26 protein-coding genes are annotated in these 26,976 nt (G+C 64.6%); 10 read left to right on the top strand and 16 right to left on the bottom strand.

The genetic code is table 11. The features are described from left to right. The first annotated feature begins 75 nt into the window (after positions 1-75). The 6 genes from AC13EK_RS15505 to AC13EK_RS15480 all read left to right on the top strand — a co-directional run bounded on the left by AC13EK_RS15505 (position 76) and on the right by AC13EK_RS15480 (position 7,173). Positions 76-1,659 carry a cisplatin damage response ATP-dependent DNA ligase gene (locus AC13EK_RS15505; protein WP_069336999.1) on the top strand — a complete coding sequence of 528 codons (1,584 nt, stop codon included), beginning with the start codon at positions 76-78 and terminating at the stop codon, positions 1,657-1,659. Positions 1,660-1,686: 27 nt separating this feature from the next. Next, positions 1,687-2,034, top strand: a complete 348-nt coding sequence (locus AC13EK_RS15500; RefSeq protein WP_069336998.1) for a GFA family protein — start codon at positions 1,687-1,689, stop codon at positions 2,032-2,034. A gap of 82 nt (positions 2,035-2,116) precedes the next feature. Then, entirely contained in the window at positions 2,117-3,322 is a 1,206-nt protein-coding gene (locus AC13EK_RS15495) for a saccharopine dehydrogenase family protein (RefSeq protein ID WP_069336997.1), read from the top strand. Positions 3,323-3,448: 126 nt separating this feature from the next. Then, the gene (locus tag AC13EK_RS15490; RefSeq protein ID WP_069336996.1) at positions 3,449-4,540 is read left to right on the top strand and encodes an alpha/beta fold hydrolase; all 1,092 of its coding nucleotides are present in this window, start codon (positions 3,449-3,451) and stop codon (positions 4,538-4,540) included. Positions 4,541-4,546: 6 nt separating this feature from the next. Continuing rightward, positions 4,547-5,719: a carboxynorspermidine decarboxylase gene (locus tag AC13EK_RS15485; RefSeq protein ID WP_069336995.1), complete on the top strand. Its 1,173-nt coding sequence runs from the start codon at positions 4,547-4,549 to the stop codon at positions 5,717-5,719. Between the two features lie 260 nt (positions 5,720-5,979). Continuing rightward, positions 5,980-7,173 carry a type III PLP-dependent enzyme gene (locus tag AC13EK_RS15480; protein WP_004207266.1) on the top strand — a complete coding sequence of 398 codons (1,194 nt, stop codon included), beginning with the start codon at positions 5,980-5,982 and terminating at the stop codon, positions 7,171-7,173. A 163-nt stretch (positions 7,174-7,336) separates the two neighbouring features. Here the strand turns inward: AC13EK_RS15480 and AC13EK_RS15475 are convergent, their stop codons facing one another. The 7 genes from AC13EK_RS15475 to AC13EK_RS15445 are packed head-to-tail and all read right to left on the bottom strand — an operon-like array spanning position 7,337 to position 15,224. Then, complete coding sequence (locus tag AC13EK_RS15475; protein WP_069336994.1) at positions 7,337-8,542, bottom strand: class I SAM-dependent RNA methyltransferase; 1,206 nt, start codon at positions 8,540-8,542, stop codon at positions 7,337-7,339. Continuing rightward, positions 8,539-9,930, bottom strand: coding sequence for a bifunctional ADP-dependent NAD(P)H-hydrate dehydratase/NAD(P)H-hydrate epimerase (locus AC13EK_RS15470; RefSeq protein ID WP_069336993.1), 1,392 nt, complete (start codon positions 9,928-9,930; stop codon positions 8,539-8,541). Before AC13EK_RS15470 ends, AC13EK_RS15475 begins: the two co-directional genes overlap by 4 nt. Then, positions 9,930-10,286 carry a hypothetical protein gene (locus AC13EK_RS15465; protein WP_069336992.1) on the bottom strand — a complete coding sequence of 119 codons (357 nt, stop codon included), beginning with the start codon at positions 10,284-10,286 and terminating at the stop codon, positions 9,930-9,932. Before AC13EK_RS15465 ends, AC13EK_RS15470 begins: the two co-directional genes overlap by 1 nt. Positions 10,287-10,338: 52 nt before the next feature. Beyond that, entirely contained in the window at positions 10,339-11,055 is a 717-nt protein-coding gene (locus tag AC13EK_RS15460; RefSeq protein ID WP_069336991.1) for an N-formylglutamate amidohydrolase, read from the bottom strand. Further along, positions 11,052-11,912 carry a 4-(cytidine 5'-diphospho)-2-C-methyl-D-erythritol kinase gene (locus AC13EK_RS15455; RefSeq protein ID WP_069336990.1) on the bottom strand — a complete coding sequence of 287 codons (861 nt, stop codon included), beginning with the start codon at positions 11,910-11,912 and terminating at the stop codon, positions 11,052-11,054. The genes AC13EK_RS15460 and AC13EK_RS15455 overlap by 4 nt, the downstream gene beginning before the upstream one ends. A 17-nt stretch (positions 11,913-11,929) precedes the next feature. Further along, the gene (locus AC13EK_RS15450; protein ID WP_069337026.1) at positions 11,930-13,546 is read right to left on the bottom strand and encodes a tetratricopeptide repeat protein; all 1,617 of its coding nucleotides are present in this window, start codon (positions 13,544-13,546) and stop codon (positions 11,930-11,932) included. 25 nt (positions 13,547-13,571) lie between these two features. Then, entirely contained in the window at positions 13,572-15,224 is a 1,653-nt protein-coding gene (locus AC13EK_RS15445; RefSeq protein ID WP_069336989.1) for an electron transfer flavoprotein-ubiquinone oxidoreductase, read from the bottom strand. Between the two features lie 81 nt (positions 15,225-15,305). On the opposite strand from AC13EK_RS15445, the gene AC13EK_RS15440 reads away from it, so the two are divergent. The 3 genes from AC13EK_RS15440 to moaB are packed head-to-tail and all read left to right on the top strand — an operon-like array spanning position 15,306 to position 18,399. Next, positions 15,306-16,088: a uracil-DNA glycosylase family protein gene (locus AC13EK_RS15440; RefSeq protein ID WP_069336988.1), complete on the top strand. Its 783-nt coding sequence runs from the start codon at positions 15,306-15,308 to the stop codon at positions 16,086-16,088. After that, entirely contained in the window at positions 16,085-17,872 is a 1,788-nt protein-coding gene (locus tag AC13EK_RS15435; RefSeq protein WP_069336987.1) for a lytic transglycosylase domain-containing protein, read from the top strand. Before AC13EK_RS15440 ends, AC13EK_RS15435 begins: the two co-directional genes overlap by 4 nt. Continuing rightward, positions 17,872-18,399, top strand: coding sequence for a molybdenum cofactor biosynthesis protein B (gene moaB, locus AC13EK_RS15430; protein WP_069336986.1), 528 nt, complete (start codon positions 17,872-17,874; stop codon positions 18,397-18,399). Before AC13EK_RS15435 ends, moaB begins: the two co-directional genes overlap by 1 nt. A 6-nt stretch (positions 18,400-18,405) precedes the next feature. Here moaB and AC13EK_RS15425 read toward each other — a convergent pair whose 3' ends face one another. After that, positions 18,406-18,885 carry a YbjN domain-containing protein gene (locus AC13EK_RS15425; protein WP_234792291.1) on the bottom strand — a complete coding sequence of 160 codons (480 nt, stop codon included), beginning with the start codon at positions 18,883-18,885 and terminating at the stop codon, positions 18,406-18,408. A gap of 119 nt (positions 18,886-19,004) precedes the next feature. Between AC13EK_RS15425 and AC13EK_RS15420 the strand changes: the two genes are divergently transcribed. Then, positions 19,005-20,072, top strand: coding sequence for a PA0069 family radical SAM protein (locus tag AC13EK_RS15420; RefSeq protein WP_069336984.1), 1,068 nt, complete (start codon positions 19,005-19,007; stop codon positions 20,070-20,072). 6 nt (positions 20,073-20,078) lie between these two features. Here AC13EK_RS15420 and AC13EK_RS15415 read toward each other — a convergent pair whose 3' ends face one another. The 8 genes from AC13EK_RS15415 to ccmC all read right to left on the bottom strand — a co-directional run bounded on the left by AC13EK_RS15415 (position 20,079) and on the right by ccmC (position 26,931). Beyond that, positions 20,079-22,001 (bottom strand): potassium transporter Kup, encoded by a 1,923-nt coding sequence (locus AC13EK_RS15415; protein WP_069336983.1) that lies wholly within the window; start codon positions 21,999-22,001, stop codon positions 20,079-20,081. Positions 22,002-22,134: 133 nt separating this feature from the next. Beyond that, positions 22,135-22,776: a tetratricopeptide repeat protein gene (locus AC13EK_RS15410; RefSeq protein ID WP_069336982.1), complete on the bottom strand. Its 642-nt coding sequence runs from the start codon at positions 22,774-22,776 to the stop codon at positions 22,135-22,137. After that, on the bottom strand, positions 22,773-23,183 hold the full coding sequence (locus tag AC13EK_RS15405) for a cytochrome c-type biogenesis protein (protein WP_037506841.1): 411 nt from the start codon (positions 23,181-23,183) through the stop codon (positions 22,773-22,775). Before AC13EK_RS15405 ends, AC13EK_RS15410 begins: the two co-directional genes overlap by 4 nt. Beyond that, complete coding sequence (locus tag AC13EK_RS15400; protein ID WP_234792285.1) at positions 23,183-23,710, bottom strand: redoxin family protein; 528 nt, start codon at positions 23,708-23,710, stop codon at positions 23,183-23,185. The genes AC13EK_RS15405 and AC13EK_RS15400 overlap by 1 nt, the downstream gene beginning before the upstream one ends. After that, entirely contained in the window at positions 23,707-25,635 is a 1,929-nt protein-coding gene (locus AC13EK_RS15395) for a heme lyase CcmF/NrfE family subunit (protein WP_069336980.1), read from the bottom strand. The genes AC13EK_RS15400 and AC13EK_RS15395 overlap by 4 nt, the downstream gene beginning before the upstream one ends. Next, positions 25,632-26,078, bottom strand: a complete 447-nt coding sequence (gene ccmE / locus AC13EK_RS15390) for a cytochrome c maturation protein CcmE (protein WP_069336979.1) — start codon at positions 26,076-26,078, stop codon at positions 25,632-25,634. Before ccmE ends, AC13EK_RS15395 begins: the two co-directional genes overlap by 4 nt. Further along, positions 26,075-26,206, bottom strand: coding sequence for a heme exporter protein CcmD (gene ccmD, locus AC13EK_RS15385; protein WP_010337862.1), 132 nt, complete (start codon positions 26,204-26,206; stop codon positions 26,075-26,077). The genes ccmE and ccmD overlap by 4 nt, the downstream gene beginning before the upstream one ends. Positions 26,207-26,208: 2 nt before the next feature. Continuing rightward, on the bottom strand, positions 26,209-26,931 hold the full coding sequence (ccmC, locus tag AC13EK_RS15380) for a heme ABC transporter permease CcmC (RefSeq protein ID WP_037506637.1): 723 nt from the start codon (positions 26,929-26,931) through the stop codon (positions 26,209-26,211). Between the last annotated feature and the right edge of the window lie 45 nt (positions 26,932-26,976).

The following is a 26,976-nucleotide window of genomic DNA, read 5'->3' as shown; positions in this document are numbered from 1 at the left end:
TCCGTTCGGTTCGAGCCTGTCGAGAACCGGTGCGCATGGGTTCTCGACAGGCTCGAACCGAACGGAACAAGATGGATGAGGCAATTTTCCCAACTGCTCGACAGCCTCGTCTACACCCGCTCGCGCAACGGCAAGCTGGCGCTGATCGCCGCCTATATGCGCGAAGCCCCTGATCCCGACCGGGGCTGGGCGCTGGCCGCGCTGACCGGCAATCTCGATCTCAAGGCGGTGAAGGCGTCGGCCATCGGCGAGATGATCCGCGTCCGCACCGATCCCGTCCTGTTCGAGATGAGCCGCGACTATGTCGGCGACCTGGCCGAGACCGTTGCTCTGCTCTGGCCCCGCCCCGACAATGAGCCGGCCGAACTGGACGACGGCTCGCTCAGCCTGTCCGCCGTCATCGACCGGCTCCACAGCATCAGCCGCGCCGCCGCACCGGATGCGCTGGCGCAGATGATGGACCATCTCGACGCATCGGGCCGCTTCGCCCTGCTGAAACTCGCAACCGGCGGGCTTCGGGTGGGCATTTCCGCCCGCCTCGCCAAGACCGGCTTTGCCCAGGCCTTCGGCCTCGATGTCGATGATGTCGAGCAGGTCTGGCACGCGCTCGCCCCGCCCTATGCCGCGCTGTTCGACTGGGCGGAGGGCCGCAGCGCCCGCCCCGACCCAGAGGGCACGCCCTATTTCCGTCCCTTCATGCTCGCCCATCCGCTGGAAGCCGACAGCGTCGACCTCGCCGATTATGCCGCCGAATGGAAATGGGACGGCATCCGCATCCAGATCGTCGGCACCGGCCGCGAAACCAGGCTCTACAGCCGCGCTGGCGACGACATCACGGGCAGTTTCCCTGAAATCGCGCAGGCCTTCACCGGCCATGCCGTGCTGGACGGCGAATTGCTGGTGAAGGGGGAGTTTCAGGGCGGCGAGGCGGCCAGCTTCAACGCCCTGCAACAGCGTCTCGGCCGCAAGGCAGTGAGCGCCAAGATGATGGCCGACTATCCCGCCTTCGTCCGCCTCTACGACCTGCTGATCGAAGGCGACGACGACCTGCGCGCCCTCCCCTGGACGCAGCGCCGCGGCCGGCTCGAATCCTATATGGCACAACTATCCCCCGACCGCTTCGACCTGTCCGCCGTCATCGATGCACCCGATTTCGCGGCGCTGGCCGACATCCGCGCCGGCGCCCGTGACGCCGCGATCGAGGGGGTGATGCTCAAGCGTCGTGACAGCCGTTATGTCGCCGGGCGCAAGGCGGCACTCTGGTACAAATGGAAGCGCGATCCGCTGACCGCCGACTGCGTCATGATGTATGCCCAGCGCGGCCATGGCAAACGCTCCTCCTTCTATTCGGATTACACATTCGGCTGCTGGACCGCGGAGGGCGAATTGCTGCCGGTCGGCAAGGCCTATAGCGGGTTCACCGACGAGGAACTGAAATGGCTCGACCGCTTTGTCCGGGGGAATACAGTGAACCGCTTCGGCCCGGTCCGCGAGGTCGAGAAGACGCTGGTGCTGGAGGTCGCCTTCGACTCCATCCATGACAGCAAGCGCCACAAGTCCGGCCTCGCCATGCGCTTCCCCCGCATCGCCCGCATCCGCAAGGACAAGCCGGCAGCGGAGGCGGACACGGTCGAGGGATTGAAGCGTCTGGTCAGCTGAAGCATAAGGACCAGAAGGAGAACGAGGATGGCCTATAGCGGAAGCTGTCATTGCGGCGCCGTCACCTTCACGGTCGATGCCGATCCGCCCAGCGAGGCGATGAGCTGCAACTGCTCCCATTGCGGCCGCAAGGGCTTCGTCCTGACCTTCGTTCCCGTGGATCAGTTCCGTCTCGACAGCGGCGCCGAGCAACTGACCGACTATCTCTTCTACAAGCACGCCATCACGCATCAATTCTGCAAGACCTGCGGCACCGAGGCGTTCGCCCGCGGCAAGTCGCCCCAAGGCGAAATGCGCGCGATCAACCTGCGCTGCGTGCCCTCGGTCGATATCGATGCGCTGACCATCACCAAAGTCGACGGGGCCAGTTTCTAACTCTGACTTTGCTCTGTCACGCGACGCCCCTATATGGGCGCTTTCGCGTGTCCGGCGCGACCACAGTTATGGAGCAGTTGAATTGAGCAAGGTTCTGGTCATCGGCGCAGGCGGCGTCGGGTCTGTCGCGGTCCACAAGATGGCGATGAACCCTGATATTTTCAGCCACATCACGCTGGCCAGTCGCCGCATCGTCAGCTGCGAGAAGGTCGCCGAATCGGTCAAGAAGCTGGTCGGCGTGGATATCGACGTGGCCCAGGTCGACGCCGACAATATCGAAGAGACCATCGCCCTCATCCAGAAGGTCCAGCCCAAGCTGGTCGTGAACCTGGCGCTGCCCTATCAGGATCTGGCGATCATGGACGCGTGCCTAGCGACCAAGACCGACTATCTCGACACCGCCAATTACGAACCGCGCGACACCGCCAAGTTCGAATATAGCTGGCAGTGGGCCTATCAGGAACGCTTCAAGGAAGCCGGCATCATGGCGCTGCTGGGTTCGGGCTTCGATCCGGGCGTCACCAGCGTCTTCGCCAGCTACATCAAGAAGCATCTGCTCGACACGATCGACACGCTCGACATTCTCGACTGCAATGGCGGCGACCATGGCCAGCATTTTGCCACCAACTTCAACCCGGAAATCAACATCCGCGAAGTGACCGCCCCGTCGCGCCACTGGCTGAACGGCGAATGGGTCGAAGGCCCGGCATTGAGCCACAAGCAAGTGTTCGACTTCGATCAGGTCGGCGAAAAGAACATGTACCTCATGTATCATGAGGAACTGGAAAGCCTTGCCACCCACTATCCCGAAATCAAGCGCATCCGCTTCTGGATGACCTTCGGCGACGCGTACCTCAAGCATCTCGAAGTGCTGCAGAATGTCGGTATGACCCGGATCGATCCGGTCATCTATAATGGCCAGGAAATCATTCCACTGCAGTTCCTGAAGGCCGTTCTGCCCGAACCGTCGAGCCTCGGTTCGAACACCAAGGGCAAGACCAATATCGGCGACATCGCGACCGGCCAGAAGGATGGTCAGGAAAAGACCGTCTATATCTATCAGGTCTGCGACCATGAGGACGCCTATGCCGAAACCGGCAACCAGGCGGTCAGCTACACCACCGGCGTGCCCGCGATGATCGGCGCCGCCATGATGCTGACCGGCGCCTGGAAGGGCGAAGGTGTGTTCAACATCGAGCAGTTCGATCCCGATCCCTTCATGGACATGCTGAACAAGCATGGCCTACCCTGGCAGGTGAAGGAACTGGACGCGCCGCTGGCCTTCTGACGATCCCGCAAGGATCGAAGAACATCGTCATTCCCGCGAAAGCGGGAACCCATCTCCGGACTTGGCGTCTGGGGATGGGGTGCGAGATGGATCCCCGCCCGTGCGGGGATGACGGAGTGGGCTGGAATGCGAATCCCCATGTGGGCCGTTCTGGCCCTTTCTCTATTGGCTCCTGCGGTTTCTGCGCAGCAGCCCGCCGATCCCTATGCCCCGGCCAAGGCCATCGTCGCCGACGTCAACCGGATCGTGACGCCGAACGGCGTGCAGGAAAGTCTGGTCGTGACCTTGGGCGGCGCGCGGCAGGCGATCAATGTGCGCGGCGCCGATCGCGCCAACCCGATCCTCCTCTACGTCCATGGCGGCCCCGGCGCGGTGGAAATGCCCTTCGCCTGGTCGTTCCAGCGGCCATGGGAGGATTTCTTCACTGTCGTCCAGTGGGACCAGCGCGGCGCGGGCAAAAGCTATGCGCTGAACGATCCCAAGGCGATCGCGCCGACCATGACACTGGATCGCTATCGTGACGATGCGATCGAACTGATCGATTATCTCAAGGCTCGCTATGGCAAGCGCAAGGTCTTCCTGCTTGGCCATAGCTGGGGCTCGGCGGTGGGCCTCTCGGTCGCGATCAAGCGGCCCGACCTGCTCTATGCCTATATCGGCATGGGCCAGGCGATCGACTTCCGCGCGGGCGAACGCATGGGCATGGACTGGACCATCGCGCAGGCAAGGAAGGCCGGCAACACCGATGCCGTGAAGGCAATCGAGGCGCTCGCCCCCTATCCCGACAGCGGGCCGTTCACGATCGACAAGGCCGATGGCTGGCGCCGCTTTGCCATTCCCTATGGCTCGCTGATGGCCGACCGGCCCGACCCGACGCTCTATTTCCAGACCCCGCGCCTGTCGCCCGACTATACGCCCGAAGACCGCAAGGCCTGGGGCGCGGGCAGCGAATTTTCGACCACGACCCTGTGGCCGCGGGTTGCCGATGTCAGCTTCGCCAAGGTCCACGAGATGAAGCTGCCGGTCATCATGCTGCTCGGCCGGACCGACTATACCGTGCCCTCGCCGCTCGCCGCGCAGTGGATGGACCGGTTGAAAGCTCCCGCCAAGAAGACCATCTGGTTCGAGCATTCGGCCCATATGCCGATGGTCGAGGAACCCGGCCTGGTCCTCAAGGCCCTGATCAACGATGTCCGCCCGCTGGCGGATCAGGAGTAATATTTCATGGAAACCAAGGCTGGCGATCCCGCCGCTTTCGCCCATTTCGACCTGTACCGCGTCCCCTCGCCCGCCTTCGTCGTCGATGAAGCGGCGGTGCGACGGAACCTGTCGGTGCTGCGCGATATCGGCGACCGCGCCGGGATCAAGGTGCTGGGCGCGCTAAAGGCCTTTTCCATGTGGTCGCTGGGCGGTGTGCTGGGCGAATATCTCGACGGCGTCTGCGCCTCGGGCATCTATGAAGCGCGCCTAGGCCGCGAGGAATATCAGGGCGAGGTCGCGACCTATTGCGCTGCCTATAAGCCCGATGATCTCGCCGAAATCCTCAAGATTTCCGACCATGTGATCTTCAACAGCCCCGGCCAGATCGCCCGGATGAAGCCGGTGATCGACGCCGCGCGCGCAGAAGGCCGCATCTTCGACATGGGCCTGCGCATCAACCCCCTCCACCCAGAGGGCGAGGTGCCCAAATATGACCCGTCGCAGCCGCACAGCCGCCTGGGCTTCCCGATCGACCAGTTGCGCGCCGAACATCTGGACGGGGTGGACGGCCTCCACGTCCACAATCTGTGCGAACAGGATTTCCTGCCGCTCCAGCGCACCTGGGCGGCGATCGAGCCGTTCGTCATGCCCCATGTCGCCGGCCTCAAATGGCTGAACTTCGGCGGTGGCCACCATGTCACCCGCGCCGACTACCAGATCGACGAGCTGATCGCTTTCCTTCAGGCGATCAAGGCGCAGACGGGCCTTGAACTCTATATCGAACCCGGCGAAGCGATGGCGCTCGATGCCGGCATCCTGGTCGGCGAGATCCTTGACGTGATCGACAATGGCATGCCCGTCGCCATCACCGACATCAGCGCCACCTGCCACATGCCCGACGTGATCGAGGCACCCTATCGCCCCGCCATGCTGCATGAGCAGGACGAAGGCCCGGTCACGCGCCTGGGCGGCCCATCCTGTCTGGCAGGCGACATCATCGGCGATTATCGGGTGCCCGGCGGCGCCGAACCGGGCGCCCGCATCGCCTTCCTCGACCAGGCCCATTATTCGATGGTGAAGACCAACACCTTCAACGGCGTGCCCCTGCCCGCCATTTGGCTGTGGAATTCCCAGAGCGATGAACTCCGGGAAATCCGCAGCTTTTCCTATGCCGATTTCAAGAGCCGCCTGTCCTGATTCCATTCCTGATTTTGCCCGGCCGGGCGTGTGAATTTCCACGTTAATTCCGTGGAAACTATCTTTCGTCCGGCCGAAATATCCTGTCTTTTCAACGCCCCATCCAGGATGACGCACGTTTCATAGCGGGCTGCGCAACAAAATTTTCATATGCGCTTTACAGGGGGGACCCCACCGCATATATCGGCCGCTCGCTGCCCCATGGGACTTCCACCGCAAGGCAGCTTTTTCGCCCTGAACTACACTGGAGGTCCCTTGAGTTGCACAAGCATCATAGCGCGCTGGGGGTAGCGACCGCCCTCACACCGGCAGCACCGGTAACGCTGATCCGTCCCGAAGCCGCAGCTCGGGCCGCCCGTTTCTTCACTGAGAAGTTTCCGGGTCGCTCGCTCTATGCAGTCAAGGCGAATCCGTCTCCTGATCTGATCCGTACGCTTTTCGATTCGGGTATCACGCATTTCGACGTGGCCTCGATCGCCGAAGTGCGTCTCGTTGCCGAAACGCTCGAAGGCAAGGCCAAGCTCTGTTTCATGCACCCGGTCAAGGCCGAGGAAGCGATCGCGGAAGCGTACCATGTCCATGGCGTGCGCACCTTCTCGCTCGACACGATCGACGAGTTGGAAAAGATCATGCGCGCCACCGGTGATGCGACCGATCTGGAGCTGTGCGTGCGTCTGCGCGTCTCGTCCGAACATTCGGAACTCAGCCTGGCGTCGAAGTTCGGCGCGGAGCTGGGCGAGACCCGCGAACTGCTGATGGCAACCCGTCAGGCCGCCGATGCGCTGGGCATCTGCTTCCATGTCGGTAGTCAGGCGATGAGCCCCCAGGCCTATAGCGATGCGATCGAGCGCGTGCGCGCCGCGATCGTGGACGCAGCCGTCACGGTCGACATCATCGATGTTGGCGGCGGCTTCCCGTCCATCTATCCGGGCATGGAGCCGGTCGCGCTCGAAAATTATTTCGAGGCGATCCATCGCGGCTTTGAAAGCCTGCCGGTCAGCTACTCGTCGGAACTGTGGTGCGAGCCCGGCCGCGCGCTGTCGGCGGAATATAGCTCGATCATCGTGCGCGTCGAACGCCGCCGTGGCCAGGAACTCTACATCAACGACGGCGCTTATGGCGCGCTGTTCGATGCCGCGCATATCGGCTGGCGATTCCCCGTCGCCCTTCTGCGCGAGGATGAGAGCGAGGAAGAGCTGGAAGGCTTCTCCTTCTATGGCCCGACCTGCGATGACATGGACCATATGGTCGGCCCGTTCATGCTCCCGGCGGACGTGAAGGTCGGCGACTATATCGAGATCGGCATGCTCGGCGCCTATGGCGCGGCAATGCGCACCGGCTTCAACGGCTTCACGTCGGAATCGACGATCGAAGTGTCGGACGAGCCGATGGCCAGCCTCTATGCCGAAACGCTGCCGGCCCGTCGTCGCGCAACTGTCATCAAGCTCGGTTAAGACGGGCACCGCTCCCCTTTAGGAGAGGATGCCCGTCCAACGGCCCGCATAGGCCGAGGATCGAACGAAAGACTATATCCCTCGCTGCCGCCCCCTCGCAGCGAGGGATTTTCTTTGGGGCATTTTACCCCTCCACGACGGTGTGAACTTCGTAGGAAATCGCTCAGGGGCGCCGGAAAATCCCGACCAGCTCGACATGGGTGGACCAGCGAAACTGGCCGACCGGCATGACGCTGTCGAGCACATAGCCACCCGCCACCAGATGCGCGGCGTCGCGCGCGAAACTACCCGGATTGCACGAAACATAGGCGATCAGCGGCACGGTCGACTGCGCCAGTTGCATCGCCTGTTCGCGTGCACCCGCACGGGGCGGATCGATCACCACGGCGGCAAAGCGGTTCAGTTCCTCGGGCGTCAGCGGGCGGCGGAACAGGTCGCGATGATCCGCCACCATGCGCCGCTGCGCGCGATGGCCGGCAAGCTTGAGCGACAGCACCAGATCGCGCGCGCCCTCCGCCGCATAGACCGGCCGATTGGCGCCGATCGCCAGCGCGAAGGTGCCAAGGCCGCAGAACAGGTCCGCCACCGCCCCGGTAACTGGCAGCGCGTCCTGCACCGCCTTCACCAGCGCGGCTTCGCCGTCGGGCGTCGCCTGCAGGAAGGAATAGGGCGGGAAGCCCACCGCGACCCCGCCGAAGCTGACGGTCACCGGCTCAGGCTCCCAGCGCGTTTCCGGGCCATCACCCTGATCGATGGTCAGGCGCGCCAATCCGTGGCCGCGCGCGAAATCGCCGAGCGCTTCGTCCGCCTCCAGCCCCTCGACCTTCACGCCTTCCAGCATCAGGTCGACACCATGATCGGTGAGCGACATGCGCACATGCGCGGCGCGCTTGTCCAGTAGGCAGGTCAACAGCATCGTCCGAAGCGGCGCGATCAACGCGAACAGGCGCGGATCTAGGATCTCGCACATCGTCAAGTCGACCAGCACATGGCTACCCTGCTCGGCAAAGCCGATGGTGATCCGCTTGCCCTGCCGCGCGGCACGCAGCGAGGCACGGCGACGCGTGCGCGGCGGCGAGACATGGGCCGGCAGCACCGTCTGCGGCACCACGCCCTGCCCGGCCAGCGCACCGGTCACGCGGGCGCTGACGAAATCAGCGAGGCTCGGCTCGTCAATCTGCTGCAACTCACAGCCACCGCAACCGGGAAAATGGATGCAGGGCGCGTCGACATGGTGCGGGCCGGCGATGATGCTGCCGTCGGCAGCGATCCGGTCGCCCGGTGCCACCAGTGCAAAATGCCGCCCGTCAGCGGTGACGCCATCGCCCTTGGCGGCGATGCGGAGGATGAGATCATTATCTTGGGTCACAGCCGCGAGCCGATAGCGGCTGGAAGCGCGGCAAGCAAATCATCCGCGACAAAAGCCGGCCCGGCCCGGCGCGCAGCCTCTCCATGCAGCCACACCGCCTCGCACGCCGCACGGAACGGATCACCCGTCACAGCCAGTCGCCCGGCGGCCAGGCCAGCCAGCACATCGCCCGTGCCGGCGGTCGACAACCAGGTCGAAGCCCCCCGCGCCACCGCTACCCGGCCATCCGGCGCGGCGATCACGCTATCCACACCCTTGTAGACCACAACCGCGTTCGTCATGCGCGCGCCGGCCAGCGCCCGATCGATCTTGCTGCCCGGCAGATCGCCGAACAGCCGGACGAACTCGCCTTCATGCGGGGTCAGGATCGATCCGGCTGGGATATGGGTAGCTGCCCTTGCTGCCAGCAGGGTGAGCGCATCGGCGTCCAGCACCAGCGGCCGCCCGCATGCCAGCGCAGCATCAAGCCGCGCCTGCGCCCCATCCTCCCGACCCAATCCCGGACCGACCAGCAGGGCCGCCAGCCGAGGGTCGGAAAGAGCATCGCTCAGGACAGTGACATCCTCAATCTGCTGATGAACAATGGCGTGCGGCCCGGCCTCGCACGGTGAAGCGTCATAGCGCCTCGCCATGCCGGCACCGGAATGGGCCGCCGCGGCTGCTGCCAACGCCGCCGCGCCCGGCATAAGACCGCCGACAACGCCGACCAGACCTCGGCTATATTTATGCGCAGCGGCGACAGGGGTGCGAAGCTGCGGCGCTGCAAGCACATGCATGTACTGCGGCATGGCCAGGCCGATGTCCGCCCGCACCAGCTTTCCCATGAGGCTAGCCGCCGGCTGCAACAGATGCGCGGGCTTGAACGCGCCCAATGCGATCGTCACGTCGAACTTCGGCACCGCCGACAATAGCTGGCCGTCATCCGTCCCCACCCCGCTCGGCAGATCGATCGCATAGCTGTGATTGGCATGCGCCACCAATTCGCCCAACCGGTCCGCCACCGCCGCATCCAGGCCGCGCGTCAGCCCCGTGCCGAACAGGGCGTCGACCAGTTGCGCCGCCGGCGCGGCATCGGCCAGCGACTCTACCGGGCCGTCCCATAATGCCCTGGCCCGCAGGGCGGATGCAGTGCGACTGTCCCCCAGGGAGGCGACCCGCACCGGCACGCCCAGCTCGCGCAATATCCGCGCGATAACAAAGCCATCACCGCCATTATTGCCAGGACCACAGAGGATCAGCGCGTCCCGTCGATGCCCGGCACGCCAGATGATCTGCGCCGCCGCGGCACCGGCTCTTTCCATCAGTTCATAGGGATCGACCCCGGCATCAAACGCCGCCTGCTCGGCCGCGCGCATGGCTGCTGCCGTCAATATCGGGTCGGGCGCCATCAATTCGGCTTGGCCGCCACGGTAGCGGGCAGCCGATACCGGTCGGCACCGATCGCCACTTCGACCAACCCCTTGTCGATGATGGTGAGCTTTGCCTCCTCGGCACCATCGGCAGAAACCAGGCCACGCCCGTCCCGCACGATCCTTAGCCGCCGAAACCCGCCGTCGGGATGACGCAGGGTCAGCATGTCGCCGTTGCGTTCGACGCCGCACGCCCGCGACCAATCGCCCTTGCCGATCGCGCAGCCGATCAAGTTGTCGTCATCGGCGATCGCCCCGCTCCCGCCGCTCTTGCCGTCACATCCCGCCAAGGCCAGCCCCACCAGCAATAATGCGCCAGACAATCGCAGTCCCATCAGAACATCCCCTTTCGACATCCTCCATGGCCCGGCGCGCCAGGCCCGACCATCAACTCAGTCGGTTACGGCACTCCAGCACGATCGGTCCGAGCAGATCGGCAAAGCGGCGCTGCCCCGCAGCATCGTCAACCAGATCCTGCCGCATCTCGATCCCCAGATAGGGAATGCCATTGGCTTCGGCATGGCGGTTCATGGTCGCGTTGAGCAATTGCCCTGAATAGGGCAGTTGGTCGCCGACATTCAGCCCCGCCGCCTCCAGCATCGGAATGGCGATCCGCGCCGCCCGATCATCCTGATTATAGAGAATGCCGACATCCCAAGGCCGCTGCTGCTCGGGATCGCTCGTCAGGCGCGGCGTGAAGCTATGCACGGACAGGATGAAGGGTGACGTCATGCCGTCAAGCATGGCCGCCACCTGCTGATGATAGGGATGATGGAAGCGGCGCATCCGTTCGGCCAGATCAGCGCCCCGATTACCCGGAATGGCATGGCCGTCACTCATCACCGGCAGCAGGCCGGGCGCATCCTCTTCGCGGTTGAGATCGATGACCAGGCGGGAAATGCCGGCCAGGATCGCGGAGCAGTTCAATTGCGCCGCGAGCAACTGGCTGACCTCCGCCACGCCGATGTCGATCGCGATATGTTCGCGAAGCAGCGCCGTATCGATGCCCAGATCGATATCGTCGGGGACATGGGCCGAGGCATGATCGACGATGATCAGCAGGTCGAGATCGCCCTCGCGCACGGTGGTGAAGGCTTCACTCATGATGTCCTGATCCTCGTTTCCATCACCCACCAATCCGGATGATCGCGGCGCAGTGCGTCCGCCGCCTGCCCCCTTCCCTGCTCGTCATCGAACAGCGCGAAACAGGTCGCGCCCGACCCGGACATGCGCACCAACCGGGGAGCTTGCGCCTGCAACGCCTCCAGCACTTCACCGATCACCGGCACCAACAGCAGGGCCGGCGCCTCCAGATCATTGCGGCCGGCGCGCGCGAGCCCATCAATATCCAGCGCATCGAGCGGGCCGCGGTCGATCCTGTCCCAACCGGCAAAGACCGACGCCGTCGAGACGCCAACCCGCGGATTGACCAGCAGCATCGGCCGGCTCGACAGATCATCCAGCGCCTGCGCCTCCAGCAGTTCGCCACGGCCGCGGACAAGTTGCGTGGTGCTGGCCAAGCAGGCCGGCACGTCCGAGCCAAGCGATAGGGATAATTGCTGTAATACAGCGTGTTCCACGGTGACATTCCAGAGACGCATCAGGAGTCGCAGCGTCGCAGCCGCATCCGCCGAGCCGCCACCGATGCCCGACGCAACCGGCAGCCGCTTGTCGAGCCAAATATCGGCGCCGGCCGTTATACCGGTGGTCGCCTGAAGACTTCTCGCCGCGCGCATCACCAGATTGCCATCGTCACCGCTCAGGCCCGCGGCGCAAGGGCCCTCCACGGCGAGCGTAATAACACCATCGTCGCGCTGCCGGGCATGGAGAATATCTCCATCCTCGGCAAAGACGAACAGGCTTTCCAGCGCATGATAGCCATCCGCGCGGCGCTCGCGCACGTGCAAAGCCAAATTGACTTTTGCGTAAGCAATTTCAGTTAGTTGTCCGGATATGTTCACAGGATTTCGATACAATATCAGGGCGCTGCATATTCGGGTTTCAACCCTTCGCGGGCCTTGGCGTCAAGCCGATTGGCGACATCCCCCTCCGCGAAGACCGCCGCTGCCCGCCAGGCATAGCGCGCTTCATAGCGACGACCAGCGGTCCACAGCGCATCACCCAGATGTTCGTTGATCGTGGCATCGCCGGGCGCTCCGGCTGCGGCGCGTTCCAGCACCGGTACAGCGCCTTTGACGTCTCCGGTCACGAACTTGGCCCAGCCAAGCGAGTCCGTGATCGAGGCATCCTGGGGTTTAAGCGCACTCGCCTTTTTCAGCAGGTCGAGCGCCACATCGACATTCTGCCGCCGTTCGATCTGGGCATAGCCGAGATAATTGAGGATGACAGGTTCATTCGGGGCCATGACAGCGGCCTTTTCGAGCACCGCACGGGCCTCATCCCACCGCTTGCCCTGCTCCAGCGCGCTGCCTTCAAACAACAGCAGCGCCCAAGGCAGGCTGTCAGCCGAATAGCCTGCCTGCGCACGATGGAAAGCGGATGCAGCACCGTCGAAATCGCCAGAGTCCGCCAGCAATCGTCCAAGTCTGATAAGACGTTCCGGCTCAGCGTTAGGAGCCGATGCCAGGCTTTGCGCCAGCGCAATCGCGCCATCGCGATCCCCTGAGGCCGCCAGTGCCTCGACCAGCTCCGCCTGGGCGAGCGTGCCATACCAGCCAGTCACCGGCACCTTGCGCGCTTCCGCCGCCGCATAATTGGCGAGATCGCCCGCCACCAGCAGTTTCGCCGCCACCAGATGCGGCTCCGCCGCGGCCGGATCCGCAAAGGTCGCGATCCGCGCCAGGCGAATGCCCAGCGCCGTGCCCGTTTCGTCGGACGCGATGTCGACCGCCAGACGGGCCAGCAATTGGGAAAAGCCCTGCCTGGGCGTGAAGGGCGCGGCGATCGCTCCCGGCACCTTGCCGCGGGCAACGTCCGCGCGGGCCTTGGCGAAACTCGCTTCATCGGCGGGCAGCAGAGCCAGGGCATCCGCCTTCGCCCGGCGCCCGGCCAGTTGTGCGGCGAAGGTCAGGCGCAGCGCTTCGTCATCCGTCACGCGCAAGGCCAAGGCACGGCGCATCGCACCAATCGCCTCTTCCTTGTCGCCCCGCGCCATGGCCTGCAACGCCAGATGCTCGTCGAGATAGCGGGCGCCCAGCGCCCCGAACTTGTCCTTGCCGTCGATGACGGGCGCCACATAGCGGCGCTGGCCCAGCGATATCCAGCTCTGCACGATCGGGGCGAGGAAGGAAAAATTGCCCTCCTCCACCAGTCGGTCGGTGAAGGCCTGCGCCGCCGCCCAATCCTTGCGCCCCAATGCGTCGCAAATCCGCAGCAAGGTGCCGTCGCGCGGCAGCATGCCGCCCTCATCCAGCAACGCGGCCGATTGCAGCGCCAGCGGCATGTCGCCGCTTTCCAATGCCTGCACATAGGAACGGCGGGCAATGGCGAGGCTGGTCGGATCGCCGGCGAGGGCCACACGATAGCTGTCGACCGCAACGCCCAGCGCGCCTTCACCATCGGCGAGGCGCGCACGGGCATAGGCATGCAAGGCCATATCGGGATCAACCGATGCGCCGGCCGCGGCCGGCAGCATCAGCAACAGTCCTGGAATCAGGCCCCTACATGTTCGGATAATTCGGTCCTCCACCGCCCTCGGGCACGACCCAGTTGATATTCTGGGTCGGGTCCTTGATGTCGCATGTCTTGCAGTGGACGCAATTCTGCGCGTTGATCTGGAAGCGAGGCTCCCCTTCATCCAGACCGACCACTTCATAGACACCGGCAGGACAATAACGCTGAGCCGGCTCGTCATAAAGGGGCAGATTGTAGGAAATCGGGACCGACGGATCCTTGAGCTGCAGATGGACCGGCTGGTCCTCCTCATGATTGGTGTTCGACAGGAACACAGAGGACAGACGATCGAAACTGATCACGCCATCGGGCTTGGGATAGGCGATCTTCTCGCACTGGTCCTTGCGCCACAATTTCTCGCAATCGGGCTTGTGCTTCATGGTGAAGGGCAGGCCGATCTTGAGCGTGCGCATCCACATGTCGATGCCCGCCAGCAGCGTGCCGATGCTGTTGCCGAACTTGGCCAGCAGCGGCTCGGCATTCTTGACCAGCTTCAGTTCATCCGCGATCCAGCTGGAACGCAGACGATCCTCATAATCGTGCAGCACGTCGCGCGCACGCTCGCCCTGGATCGCCTCGAACGCGGCCTCGGCGGCCAGCATGCCCGACTTCATGGCGGTATGGCTGCCCTTGATGCGCGGCACATTGACGAAACCCGCCGAGCAACCGATCAGCGCGCCACCAGGGAAGACCAGCTTGGGGATCGACTGCCAGCCGCCCTCGTTGATCGCGCGCGCGCCATAGGAAACCCGGCGGCCGCCCTCCAGGAACTTGCGGATTTCCGGATGCTGCTTCCAGCGCTGGAATTCCTCGAACGGATAGAGATGCGGGTTGCGATAGCCCAGGCCCACGACGAAGCCGAGCGCAACCTGGCCATTGGCCTGATGGTATAGAAAACCGCCGCCATATGCGTCAGTTAGCGGCCATCCCTGCGTATGGATGACAAGGCCCGGCTGATGCTTGGCGGGATCGATGTCCCACAATTCCTTCATCCCCAGACCATAGACCTGCGGCTCGCAATCGGCCTCCAGGTCGAACTGGCGCTTGAGGATCTTGGTCAGGTGGCCGCGTGCGCCCTCCGCAAAGAAAGTATATTTGGCGTGCAGTTCCAGGCCTGGCTGATAGTCCGCCTTGCGCTCGCCATCACGGGCAATGCCCATGTCGCCGGTCGCGACGCCCTTCACGCTGCCATCCTCATTGTAGAGGATTTCGGCGGCGGCGAAGCCGGGGAAGATTTCGACGCCCAGCCCCTCGCCCTGCTCGGCCAGCCAGCGGCACAGATTGCCCAGCGATCCGGTATAGGTGCCCTTATTGCGCATCCAGCCCGGCGTCATGATGTGCGGCATCGCCATCTTGCCCGCCTTGGACAAGACCCAATGCTGATTGTCGGTGACCGGAACATCGGCCATCGGGCAGCCCTGTTCCTTCCAGTCGGGGATCAGTTCATCCAGCGCCTTGGGATCGACCACCGCGCCCGACAGGATATGGGCGCCGATTTCCGACCCCTTTTCCAGCACGCAGACGGCCAGCTCCTGACCGGCGGCATTGGCCAATTGCTTCAGCCGGATCGCTGCAGACAGGCCAGCCGGTCCCCCACCGACGATGACGATGTCATAGGGCATCGAATCCCGTTCGCTCATAATCCCTCCATAAAGGCGCCCGCCAGCACATGTCCGGCCATCCGGTCGCCTTATTACTCCAACGTTTTGACATTCCACGCGATGAAGATTCTTGACCCTCGCGTCAACCTCTGGCCCAAGGGCATCGTGATGCGGGGATTAGAGCGGGACTTTGGAGCCGCAGCGCCTGACGCCTATCTGGCGTGGTGGTCGCTGGCGGGGGTGGACGGCGCCGTAGCGGAAGCACCAATCAACTGGTTGCGGCCGCAACCGACGCGCGCGCAGCTGGCCGAGCAGGCCGCGAAGGCCTTCGCCCCGCCACCCCCTGAAAAACCCAAGACGCTCGACGCCTATCTCGAATGGCTTGCCAGTGATTCGGCCCAGCCCGAACGCAAATGGCCCGGCACCCCGATCCTGCCGACCGGCCCAACCGAAGCGCCGCTGATGGTCATCACCGACATGCCCGACATGGCAGATGCCGGCGCGGGCCATTTGTTCGCCGATCGCGCCGGCACTCTGTTCGACGCCATGATGCGAGCCATCGGCCTGCGCCGTGACGATATCTGCCTGGCCTCACTGTTCACCGTCCGCCCCGCCGGCGGCATGGTGGAGGCAAGCGATCTGGCTCATGTCGCCGATCGCATCAGGCTCCATGTCCATCTCGCTGCGCCGCGCCGCCTGCTCCTGCTGGGCGATCGGACGGCCCGTGCGCTGCTTCCGACCGATGGCGCCGACCGGCCCGCCGGTTTACGCCCCTTTAACCATGATGGCGGCACTGTGCCCGCCATTGCCACATTCCATCCGCGCCTGCTGCTCAGCCAGCCCGCGGCCAAGGCGGAATGCTGGCGCGCCCTGCAAAGCCTGATTGAGGAAGACCGCCCGTGATTCGCGTTGCAACCCGCATTTCCAGCCTTGCCCTGCTCAGCATGAGCGCGGCGCTGGCGATCCCGGCCAGTGCCAAGGCGGCCGAAACCCTCCCCGTCCTGCCGACCAGTTCCGCCGCCGGCACCCCGCTCCAGCTGTCAGATGGCGACAAGGCGCGTTACAATGCCATCTTCGTTGCCCTGCGCGACCAGAAATGGTCGGATGCCAAGGCGATGATCCTGGCACTCGACCCGCAGGACGCGGTCCGTCCGCTCGCCTTGTCGGAACTCTATCTTGCCAAGGGGTCGCCGCGTGTCGAGCTGTTCGACCTGCTCGACCTCGTCAACAAGGCAGCCTGGCTGCCCAAGGCCGACCAGCTTTCCCGCCTGGCGCAGAAGCGCGGCGCGACCATCCTGCCCGATCTGCCGCAGGTGCAGAAGCTGGTATGGCTCGGCTCCGCGCCCCGCCGCCAATATGTCAGCGGCAGCAAGACGGACGTTCTGGCCCAGAGCCTGTCGGCCCAGATCCTGACCTTCATCAAGAATGACGATCCGGCCGGCGCAGAAGGACTTCTCACCGCTGGCGAAGCCGGGCTGACGCCCGAAGGCCTGACCGAGGTGCGCCAGCGTGTTGCCTGGGCCTATTATATTGAAAGCGACGATCTCAACGCGCGCCGTCTGGCGGCGCGCGCGCTCGAAACCCGTACCGGTGGCGACTGGACCGTGCAGGCCCACTGGACGACGGGCCTGGCCGCCTGGCGCCAGAATGATTGCCGCGCTGCCGCCCCGGCCTTCGCCAATGTCGCCGCGCTGGCGGGCGACGCCGACATGCGCGCGGCCGGCGCCTATTGGGCATCGCGCGCCTATATGGTCTGCGGCGAGGCCGAGAAGGTCGAAAATATGCTGAAGCTCGCGGCGCGATCCGACGAGACCTTCTATGGCCTGCTCGCCCGCGAGAGCCTGGGCATGCCGCTGGGCGGCGCGACCATGAACGCGCGTTTCAGCGACAATGACTGGCGCCAGCTCAAGGACAGCCCCAATGTCCGCAGCGCGATCGCACTGGCCGATATTGGCGAAAATGGCCGCGCCGACGAGATTTTGCGCTATCAGGCGAAGCTGGGCGGCACCGCCCAATATGATGCGTTGCTCCGCCTGGCCAGCGCGCTCAACCTGCCCGCAACCCAGCTCTGGCTCGCCCATAATGGCCCGGCCGGCAAGCAGCCCGACAGCTTTGCCCGCTTCCCGGCGCCGGCCTGGCGGCCGGACGGCGGCTGGCGTGTCGATCCGTCGCTGATCTACGCCCATACGCTGCAGGAATCCGGCTTCCGTTCGGACGTCGTCTCCAGCGCCGGCGCCCGCGGCCTGATGCAGGTGCGCCCCGGCACCGCCGGCGATGTCGGCCTGTCCAACGCATCGCAATTGTTCGTGCCGTCCACCAACATGGAATATGGCCAGCGCTATCTGGAATCGCTCCGCGACATGAGCGCGACCGGCGGCCTGCTGCCCAAGGTGATGGCCGCCTATAATGCCGGCCCGCTGCCGGTCGAACGCTGGAACAGTGAGGTGAAGGACAAGGGCGATCCGCTGCTCTTCATCGAATCCCTGCCCTATTATGAAACCCGCGCTTATGTGAACATCGTCATGCGCAACTACTGGATGTACCAGATCCAGGCGAAGGGCGAGGCGGATTGCCTGACCGGCATGGCGCAGGGCATGTGGCCAACCTTCCCCAATGCCAAGGGCGTCAAGCTGGTGCGTCTCAGCAAGGCCGATGGCCGGGCGATGATTGCCGGCGGATCGGACTGATGCCGATCGACGAGGGCCGGACCTTCCTGCCCGTCCGGATCGCCGTACTAACCGTTTCCGACACCCGCACCCTGGCCGATGACCGGTCCGGCGACACGCTGGTCGAGCGCCTGACCGGCGCGGGCCATATCCTGGCCGACCGGCTGATCGTCACCGATGATCGCAGCGCCATCGTCGCGCGCCTTCACGCCTGGATCGACGATCCGCAGGTCGATGTGATCCTGACCACCGGTGGCACCGGCGTCACCGGCCGGGACGTCACGCCCGAGGCACTGGCTCAGGTGCAGGACAAGGAAATTCCCGGTTTCGGCGAGCTGTTCCGGTGGCTCAGCTATCAGTCGATCGGCACCTCGACCATCCAATCGCGCGCCACCGCCTGCGTCGCGCGCGGCACCTATATCTTCGCGCTGCCCGGTTCGACTGGCGCCGTGCGGGATGCCTGGGACGGCATTCTCGCCAGCCAGCTCGACAGCCGGTTCCGCCCCTGCAATTTCGTCGAGCTGATGCCGCGCCTCACCGAGCGCTAAACGCCCTCACTTCTTGAGCGTGGGCGCCGGGTTCTCCTTGAAGAATTTGCTGAGTTCGCCGAGCATTACCGACCACCAGTCGACCACGTCGGCGAAATTCTCCTGATTGAGACCGCCGATCGTGCTGACGTCATAGGACACGTCCAGCGTCTTGTCGTCGGCCAGCGACATCTGGATGAAGCGCTTGGACTGGTTCCACTTGTTCGCCAGCTCGACCGTGTTGCCGCCATCGTCCGCGAAATTGATACCGAACTGCAACGAGTTGCAGTCCTTCATCTCTTCGCAGCCATAGAAATAGATGGTGAAATTATAGCCGGAGGCAGCGCTCTCGATCATCGGATTGCCGGTCGACTTGCTCTTCGTCAGCGCCGCCTTGTAGCCCGCCGCCTGCAACGCATCGACCACCGACTGGGGTCGGCTGGCGCAGACCATATTTGCGGCACAATCCGTCGTCGGCGCCTCGGCATCGGCCGCGCCTGCCATCATTATCAGAGCCGGAACAAGCCACCAGGCACGCATGATATTTCCCCCTGCTTTCAAGGGGGCAGCCATGACGCGTCGGAAGCGACCTTGTCAATAAGTTCATGATATGTTCTTATTCCCAGATGGCAAACATCCCCGGACGCGGCGCAACGCACAACCAGACCAGCGGCCGGTTCAACCTGGCCGCGCGCGAGGCGGACGGCGACTGGCTCGACGCCGTGGAAGCGATCGACGGACCGGCCCAGAAACTGCGCACCAGCGTTTCGCTGATTACGCCGCGCACGATCATCTCGCGCAACGCGTCGCCCGACATCGCCTTCTCCCAGTCGATCAACGCCTATGCCGGCTGCGAGCATGGCTGCATCTATTGCTTTGCCCGCCCGACCCACGCCTATCATGATCTGTCGCCGGGGCTCGACTTCGAGACGCGCCTGTTCGCCAAGCCGGATGCAGCGACATTGCTGCGCAAGGAATTGTCACACCGGAGCTACAGCGTCTCACCGATCGCCATGGGCACGAATACCGATCCCTATCAGCCGATCGAGAAGGATTGGGAGATCACCCGCCAATTGCTGGAGGTGATGGTGGAATGCCGCCACCCGGTCTTCATCACCACCAAGTCCGACCGCATCCTGCGCGACGTCGACCTGCTTGCCGATCTGGCACGCGACAATCTGGTGGCGGTGATGATTTCGGTCACCTCGCTCGATCCCAAGGTCGCGCGCACGCTGGAGCCGCGCGCGCCCCATCCCGAACGGCGGATTGCCGCGATCGCTCGCCTGGCCGAAGCCGGCGTGCCGGTATCGGCCAACATGTCGCCGATCATCCCGGCGATCAACGATCATGAGATCGAACAGGTGGTGGCGCGGCTTGCCATGGCCGGCGCGCAGGACGTCAACTACATCCTGGTCCGCCTGCCGCATGAGGTCGCACCGTTGTTCCGCGCCTGGCTGGAAACCCATTATCCCGATCGCGCCGCCAAGGTGATGGCGATGATCCGGGACATTCGCGGCGGGCGCGACAATGATCCCGATTTCGGCAGCCGGATGCGCGGCCAGGGCGTCTGGGCCGACCTGACCCGCGCCCGCTTCACCAAGGCCCGGCGCAAGGCCAATCTGGGCCAGGCGCGAATCAGCGTCCGCACCGATCTGTTCCGGCCGCCCGAGGGTGCCCAGATGCAGCTCTTCTAAGCGCCCCTAAATCTCGACCTGGCTCCCCAGTTCGACCACGCGATTGGTCGGCAGGCGGAAGAACTCCATCGCGCTTTCCGCGTTGCGGAGCATCCAGGCAAAGATCTTTTCCCGCCACAGCGGCATGCCGGGATTGGCCGAAGGCAGCAGTGTCTGGCGCGCCAGGAAGAAGCTGGTGTCCATCATCTTGAACGCCTGGCCGCAGCCGGTAACATTCTTGAGCGCGGCCGGAACATCCGGCTCCTGCATGAAGCCATATTGCAGCACCAGACGGAAGAAGCCGCGGCCCAGATCCTCCAGCTTGCACCGGCCGTCATCCTCGACCACGGGCACATCCTTGATCTTGACCGTCAACAGGATCACCCGCTCGTGCAGCACCTTGTTGTGCTTGAGATTATGCAGCAGCGCATGCGGCACGCCATCGGGCGTCGAAGTCATGAAAACAGCGGTCCCCGGCACGCGCACGGCGCTGTTGGCGGCCGAAGCCACGAATACTGGGATCGGCATTGCTGCCTCGCGCAGCCGTTCCTGCACCAGCCGGCGCCCACGAGACCAGGTGGTCAGCAAGGTGAAGACGACGAAGCCGATCAGCAGCGGGAACCAGCCGCCGTCGGGCACCTTGGTCAGATTGGCCGCCAGATAGGCGCCATCGACCAGGTAGAAGACGGCAAGCAGCGGCGCGGCATAATACCATTTCCAGTGCCACAGCCGATAGAGCACCACGGTCAGCAGCACATTGTCGATGAACATCGCACCGGTGACGGCAATGCCATAAGCCGCGGTCAGGTTGGACGAGGTCTTGAAGACCAGCACCAGCAGGATGACCATGACCATCAACCCCCAGTTGATCAGGGGAATGTAGATCTGGCCGGCCGTCGAGGCGCTGGTATGCTCGATCCGCAGACGCGGCATGAAGCCGAGCTGGATCGCCTGCTGCGTGACCGAGAAAGCGCCGGATATGACCGCCTGCGACGCGATGATCGCCGCCAGCGTGGCAAGGCCGATCAGCGGCAACTGCATCCATTGCGGCGCGAGATTGTAGAAGGGACTGTGCAGCGCCGCGGCGCCCTCACGGAAGAGCAGTGCGCCCTGCCCCATATAGTTGAGCATCAATGCCGGCAGCACGAAGATCAGCCAGGACACGCGGATCGGGCTGCGGCCGAAATGGCCCATATCGGCATAGAGCGCTTCGGCGCCCGTCACCGCCAGCACGACCGAGCCCAGCGCCAGGAAGGCGGGCAGCGGATCGGTGGCAAAGAACATCACCGCCCAATAGGGATTGAAGGCGTAGAGAATGCCCGGCGTCTTGACGATGCTGAGCACGCCGAGCGATGCGATCGTCACGAAATAGATCAGCATGATCGGCCCGAACAGGGTCGCAACCTTGTTGGTCCCCAGCCCCTGGATCCAGAACAGGCCGAGCAGGATCAGCACCGCGACGGGCAGAATCGCCGGCGCCAGATTGGCGTTATAGACCGCCAGACCTTCCACCGCCGACAGCACGGAGACCGCCGGCGTGATCATCGAATCGCCGTAGAAGAGCGACGTCGCAAATACGCCCAGCAGCACGATCCCGCGCGACCAGCGCTGCGTCTTGGTCTGGCCGTTGATCAGCGCCAGCAGCGCCAGGCTACCGCCCTCGCCCTTATTGTCGGCGCGCATGATGATGCTGACATATTTAAGCGTCACAACCAGCATCATCGACCAGAACATCAGGCTGATGACGCCCAATATATGGTCGGGATCAAGATCGAGATGATGGTGCCCCGCAAAAGTTTCGCGGAAGGCGTAGAGCGGGCTGGTGCCGATATCGCCGAAGACGATACCGATCGCGCCGACGACCAGCTTGGCCGTGGCTTTCTGGCGGGCATGACCATGCCCTTCCTGCTCGCCGTCTTCGGGGACGGCGACCGCGCTGTCATCAGCCATGAAGGAAATGCTCGATCATCAATATCATGTCGCAACCCTTGCCAGGGCAATTCTCATTCCAAGGACGGAGCCCAGCAAACCGCCGGCCCCTACCATGGGCACAGGGTTCACGCAATGATCGCCCCGATGCGGATCATCGCGAAGCCGCATCCATCGCCAGCATGGCATCGATACGCGCGATATTGGCCTGCAGTTCCGCCTTGATCTTGCTGCCTTCAGGCGCCGTTTGCGCCAGCGGCAACCATTGTTTGCGCGCGGCGTCCAACTGCCCGGCCTGGGCGAGGGCGAGGCCATAGAAATAGCGCGGCGCCGGCCCTTCCGGGTCAAGCCGCAGCGCCTGGCGATAGGCATAGTCCGCCGCCGGCGCGACCACACCATCGGCATGCGCGACCAGCGCATTGCCCATGCCGAGCCACAAATTGGCGTCGTCCGGCGTCTGCTTGAGGCCGGAGAGCAGGACATTGGCCGCCTCCTTGGTCAGGCCGCGCCGCCCGTAGGAATCCGACATGATCAGCCATTGGCCGGCCGGGCCATAGCGCTCCGCCAGGCTGCGGCGTCGCTCCGCCAGCTTCTCGTCGAACTGCGCTTCCTTCTCGGCTGCGACCTGTCGCGGCGCGCCGGCAAGGCCGGGATGCCCCTGCCAGGCATAGCCCGCGAGGCCGACCAGCAAAGCCGCTGCAACGATCTCCCGCGTCACGCGCGGGATGCGCCCGATGAAGCAGAGCGCCGCCATGGCGAGGATGGCGATGCCGAAAGCGATGATCCAGCCCGTCATGCCCGCGGCCTCCGCTTGATCCGTCCGCGCATCAACAACAGCCCCAATGACAGCAGGATGATCGGCGCCGCCCAGAGCGGCCAGAGGATCGGCGCGGCCGTCGGCTCATAGCTGACCCAATCGCCATAGCGCTCGATCAGCCAGCGCCTGATATGCTCAGGCTCCTCTCCCGCCCTGATCCGCTCGCGTATCTCGGAGCGCATGTCGCCGGCCATGCTGGCGTTCGAATCGGCGATCGACTGGCTCTGGCAGGTGAGGCAGCGGATGGTTTCCATCAGCGCCTTCGCCTTGCGCTCCAGCGCCGGGTCATCAAGCTGCCGGTCGGCATAGGGCGCCGGCGGCAGGGCGGTCTGCGCCTGAACCGGCGCCGCCAGCATCAGCAGGAGAAGAGAAAGCAGCCCCCTCATCATTGCGCGTCCTTCAGCCGTTGCAGCAGCATCGGCACGTCATCGGCGCGGATGTCACCAATATGCTGATAGGCGATCCTGCCCTTGCCATCGATCACGAAGGTTTCCGGCACGCCTGACGAGCCCAGTGCGATCTGCACGCCACTGCGCGCATCCAGGCCGATCCGGCTATAGGGATTGCCGTTGCGCGCCAGGAAGGCGTCGACATCGGGCCAAGCATCGCGGATCGCGATCGCGTCTATCGCTACCCCAGCCTGCTTGAGCGCCATCAGTTGCGGCGCCTCCGCCGCGCAGGGAATGCACCAGCTGGCAAAGATGTTGAGCAGGCGCGGCTTGCCATCCGCCAATTGTGTGCTGGCAAGCGCCGGCCGATCGCTGGCAGCAGCCGGCAGGGTGAAGGCCGGCAAAGCCTGGCCGATCAGCTTGGAGGTGATGACACGGTCATCCGGCTTGAACAGGCCGGTGGCGAACAGCGCGAAGAAGCCGAGGAACAGGACAAGCGGTAGCCAGATCAGCAGCTTCCTCATGCCATTGCCTTCCGCGCCCGCCATTTCATCAGCCAGCCGCGCCGCTCTCGCCCGACCAGCGCCAGCAGGCCGCCCAGCGCGATCATGATGCCGCCCAGCCAGATCAGCGTCACGAACGGCTTCCACCAGATCCGCATCTGCCAGCGGCCGGCATCGGCTTCCTGCCCCAGCACGACATAGAGCTGGCCATTCCACCGGGTCAGCAGGGCCGCCTCGGTCGTGGTCGTCGGCGGCGAGGCGAAGAAGCGTGACTGCGGATGGATCACGACCGCGCGGCCGCTGCGCTCCGCAATGACGTCCGCCTGCAACGCCGTCCAATTGTCGCCAGCAAGCGGCAGGATACGCTGGAAGCGCAGCGTCCAGCCGGCCGTCTCGATGCTGTCGCCCGGCCGGACTGCCACCAGCTTCTCGACCGTGAACGCCGAATCGCAGGCCATGCCCGCCAGGCTGACGGCACAGCCCAGATGGGCGATCACCATGCCATAGGTGAAGAGCGGCGTGCGGCGCAGATTGCGCTTCCACAGCGGCGCCAGCGATCCCACGCCGACGGCCAGCGCCACCACCAGCCCGCAATAGGGCAACAGCCCGATCCGGCCCCAGGCGAGCGCACCGACCAGCACCACGGCCGCCAGTGCGACCGCCGCCGGAATGAGCATGCGCCCGGCCACGGCGCGCGCCTTATCCCGGCGCCAGCGGGTGAGCGGCCCTGCCGCCATGACGATCAGCAGGATGAGCGCGATTGGTCCGGCAATGCGATCGAAATAGGGCGCGCCAACCGACACCTTGTGTCCGAATGCTTCGGTCATCAGCGGGTAAAGCGTGCCGATCAGCACCAGCCCGAGGATCACCGAAAGCAACAGGTTGTTGACCACCAGGAAGGTTTCGCGGCTGACCAGTTCGAACGGCGCGCCCTCGCGCACCGTGCCGATCCGCCAGCCGAACAGAGCCAAAGCGCCGCCAATATAAAGCGCCAGCAAGGCCAGGATGAAACTGCCCCGCTCCGGATCGACGGCGAAGGCATGAACGCTGGTCAATATGCCCGACCGGACCAGGAAAGTGCCGACCATCGACATGGAGAAGGCGACGACGGCCAGCATCACCGTCCAGGCGCGCAGCGCGTCGCGGGTCGCCAGCACGGTCACGCTGTGCAGCAGCGCAGTCGCCGCCAGCCAGGGCATCAGCGATGCATTTTCGACTGGATCCCAGAACCACCAGCCACCCCAGCCCAGCTCATAATAGGCCCAATAGCTGCCCGCGGTGATGCCGAGTGTCAGCATGACCCAGGCGGCCAGCACCCAGGGGCGCATGGCGCGGGCGAACGCCGCATCCACCTGCCGCGTCAGCAAGGCCCCGACCGCGAAGGAGAAGGCGACCGACAGACCGACATAGCCGAGATAGAGCGTCGGCGGATGGAAGGCGAGGCCGGGATCCTGCAGCAGCGGGTTGAGCCCCTGCCCGTCCGCCGGTGCCGGGGAAATGCGGGCGAAGGGATTGGAGGAGAAGAGCAGAAAAGCGTAGAATCCGAGGCTGATTGCCGCCTGCGCCCCCAGCGTCGCCATATGCGCATCACGCTTCAACGCCCGCTCGAACAGCGCCACGGCCGCGCCGGCGACGCCCATCACCGTGACCCAGAGCAGCATCGACCCTTCATGATTGCCCCAGGTTCCCGCGAACTTGTAGAGCCAGGGCTTGGCCGAATGGCTGTTGGTCGCCACCAGCAGCACCGACATGTCGGACCGCAGGAACAGGCTGATCAGCGCGACAAAGGCGGCTGCCGTCAGCACGCCCTGCACAACAGCGACAGGACGGACGGCGCCCAGCACCTCGCTCTTGCCACCAGCCAGCCCCATGCCGACCAGAAACAGCTGGAGCAGCGCGAGGACCGCGGCAAACCACAGGGCGGCGAGACCGGCTTCGGCGATCATGGCGCGGCCTTCATCTCATGCGTGGTTTCATTATAGGTCATGCCGTCCAGTTCGCGCGGCATGTAGCGCTCGTCATGCTTGGCCAGCAAATTGGTCGCGACGAACCGCCCCTGCCGGTCGAAAGCGCCCTCCGCGACCACGCCGCTGCCTTCCTTGAACAGATCGGGCGCGATGCCGCTGAAGGTCGCCGGCACGGTCGCCTTGCCGTCGGTCACGTCGAAATTGATCGTCACGCCATCGGCCGCACGCTTGAGACTGCCCTTCACCACCATGCCGCCCAGACGGATCGCCTTGTCGGGCTCCACACCCTTGGTCTTCACGTCGTTGGGCGCGTAGAAATAGGCCGCCTCGTCCTTCAGCGCCGATACGGCGAGCAGCCCGGCGCCGATGATCGCCACCAGCGCTGCGAGCGCCAGGATCAGCCGTTGATGCTTGGCCTTCATGTCCGGTCAGACAGTCGTTCGGCCTGACGTTCCGCCGCCCGCATCGCGCGCCAGCTGGCGATGGTGACGATCGCCGTGCCCACCGCCGTCACGGCATAGGCGGCGATCACGAAAGCCCATTGGTTCATCTCTACCCTCTCGTCAGGCGCTGCATTCGCGCCTCGACCTTATTTTGTGCCAATATTGCCCGCATCCGCATCAGCACGATCGCCGCGAACAACAAGGTGAAGCCGAACAGCGTCAGGCCGAGCGGCCAGAGCAACGATCCGTCGATGCTCGATCCCCGCATCGTGATGCTGGGGCCCTGGTGCAGGCTGTTCCACCAGACCACCGAACGGTTGATGATCGGAATGTTGATCGCGCCGACCAGGCCGAAGATCGCGGTCACCGGGCTGACCCCGCCCTGCCCCTGCCGCGCCGATGCGTTGGCCAGGGCGATATAGCCCAGATAGAGAAAGAGCAGGACCAGCATGGACGTCATGCGCCCGTCCCATTCCCACCAGGTGCCCCAGGTCGGCCGCCCCCAGATCGAACCGGTCATCAGGCAGATGGCGGTGAACAGCGCGCCCGGCGCCGCGATCGCGCGGCCGGCTACGGAAGCCAGCGGATGGCGCCAGACCAGTTGCATCAGCCCGGACACGGCGATGCCGGTCCAGCCCGCCATGCCGAGCCACGCGGCCGGCACATGTATATAGAGTATGCGCACCGTATCGCCCTGCAGATAATCCGCCGGCGTCAGGAACAGACCCGAAGCGCAGCCGGCCAGCAGCAGCACGAGGCCGGGCCAGAACAGCCAGCCCGTCATCGGACGGGCGATCTTCAGGAAGCGGGCGGGATTGGCAAAACGGTGCATGAGTACAGGTTTCTTAGCGACACCCGAACGCCAACGCCAGTGGCC

Source organism: Sphingobium sp. L-44 (assembly GCF_056859495.1).
The sequence above is the reverse complement of the archived record's forward strand: the minus strand, read 5'-3'. Positions and strand labels throughout refer to the sequence as shown.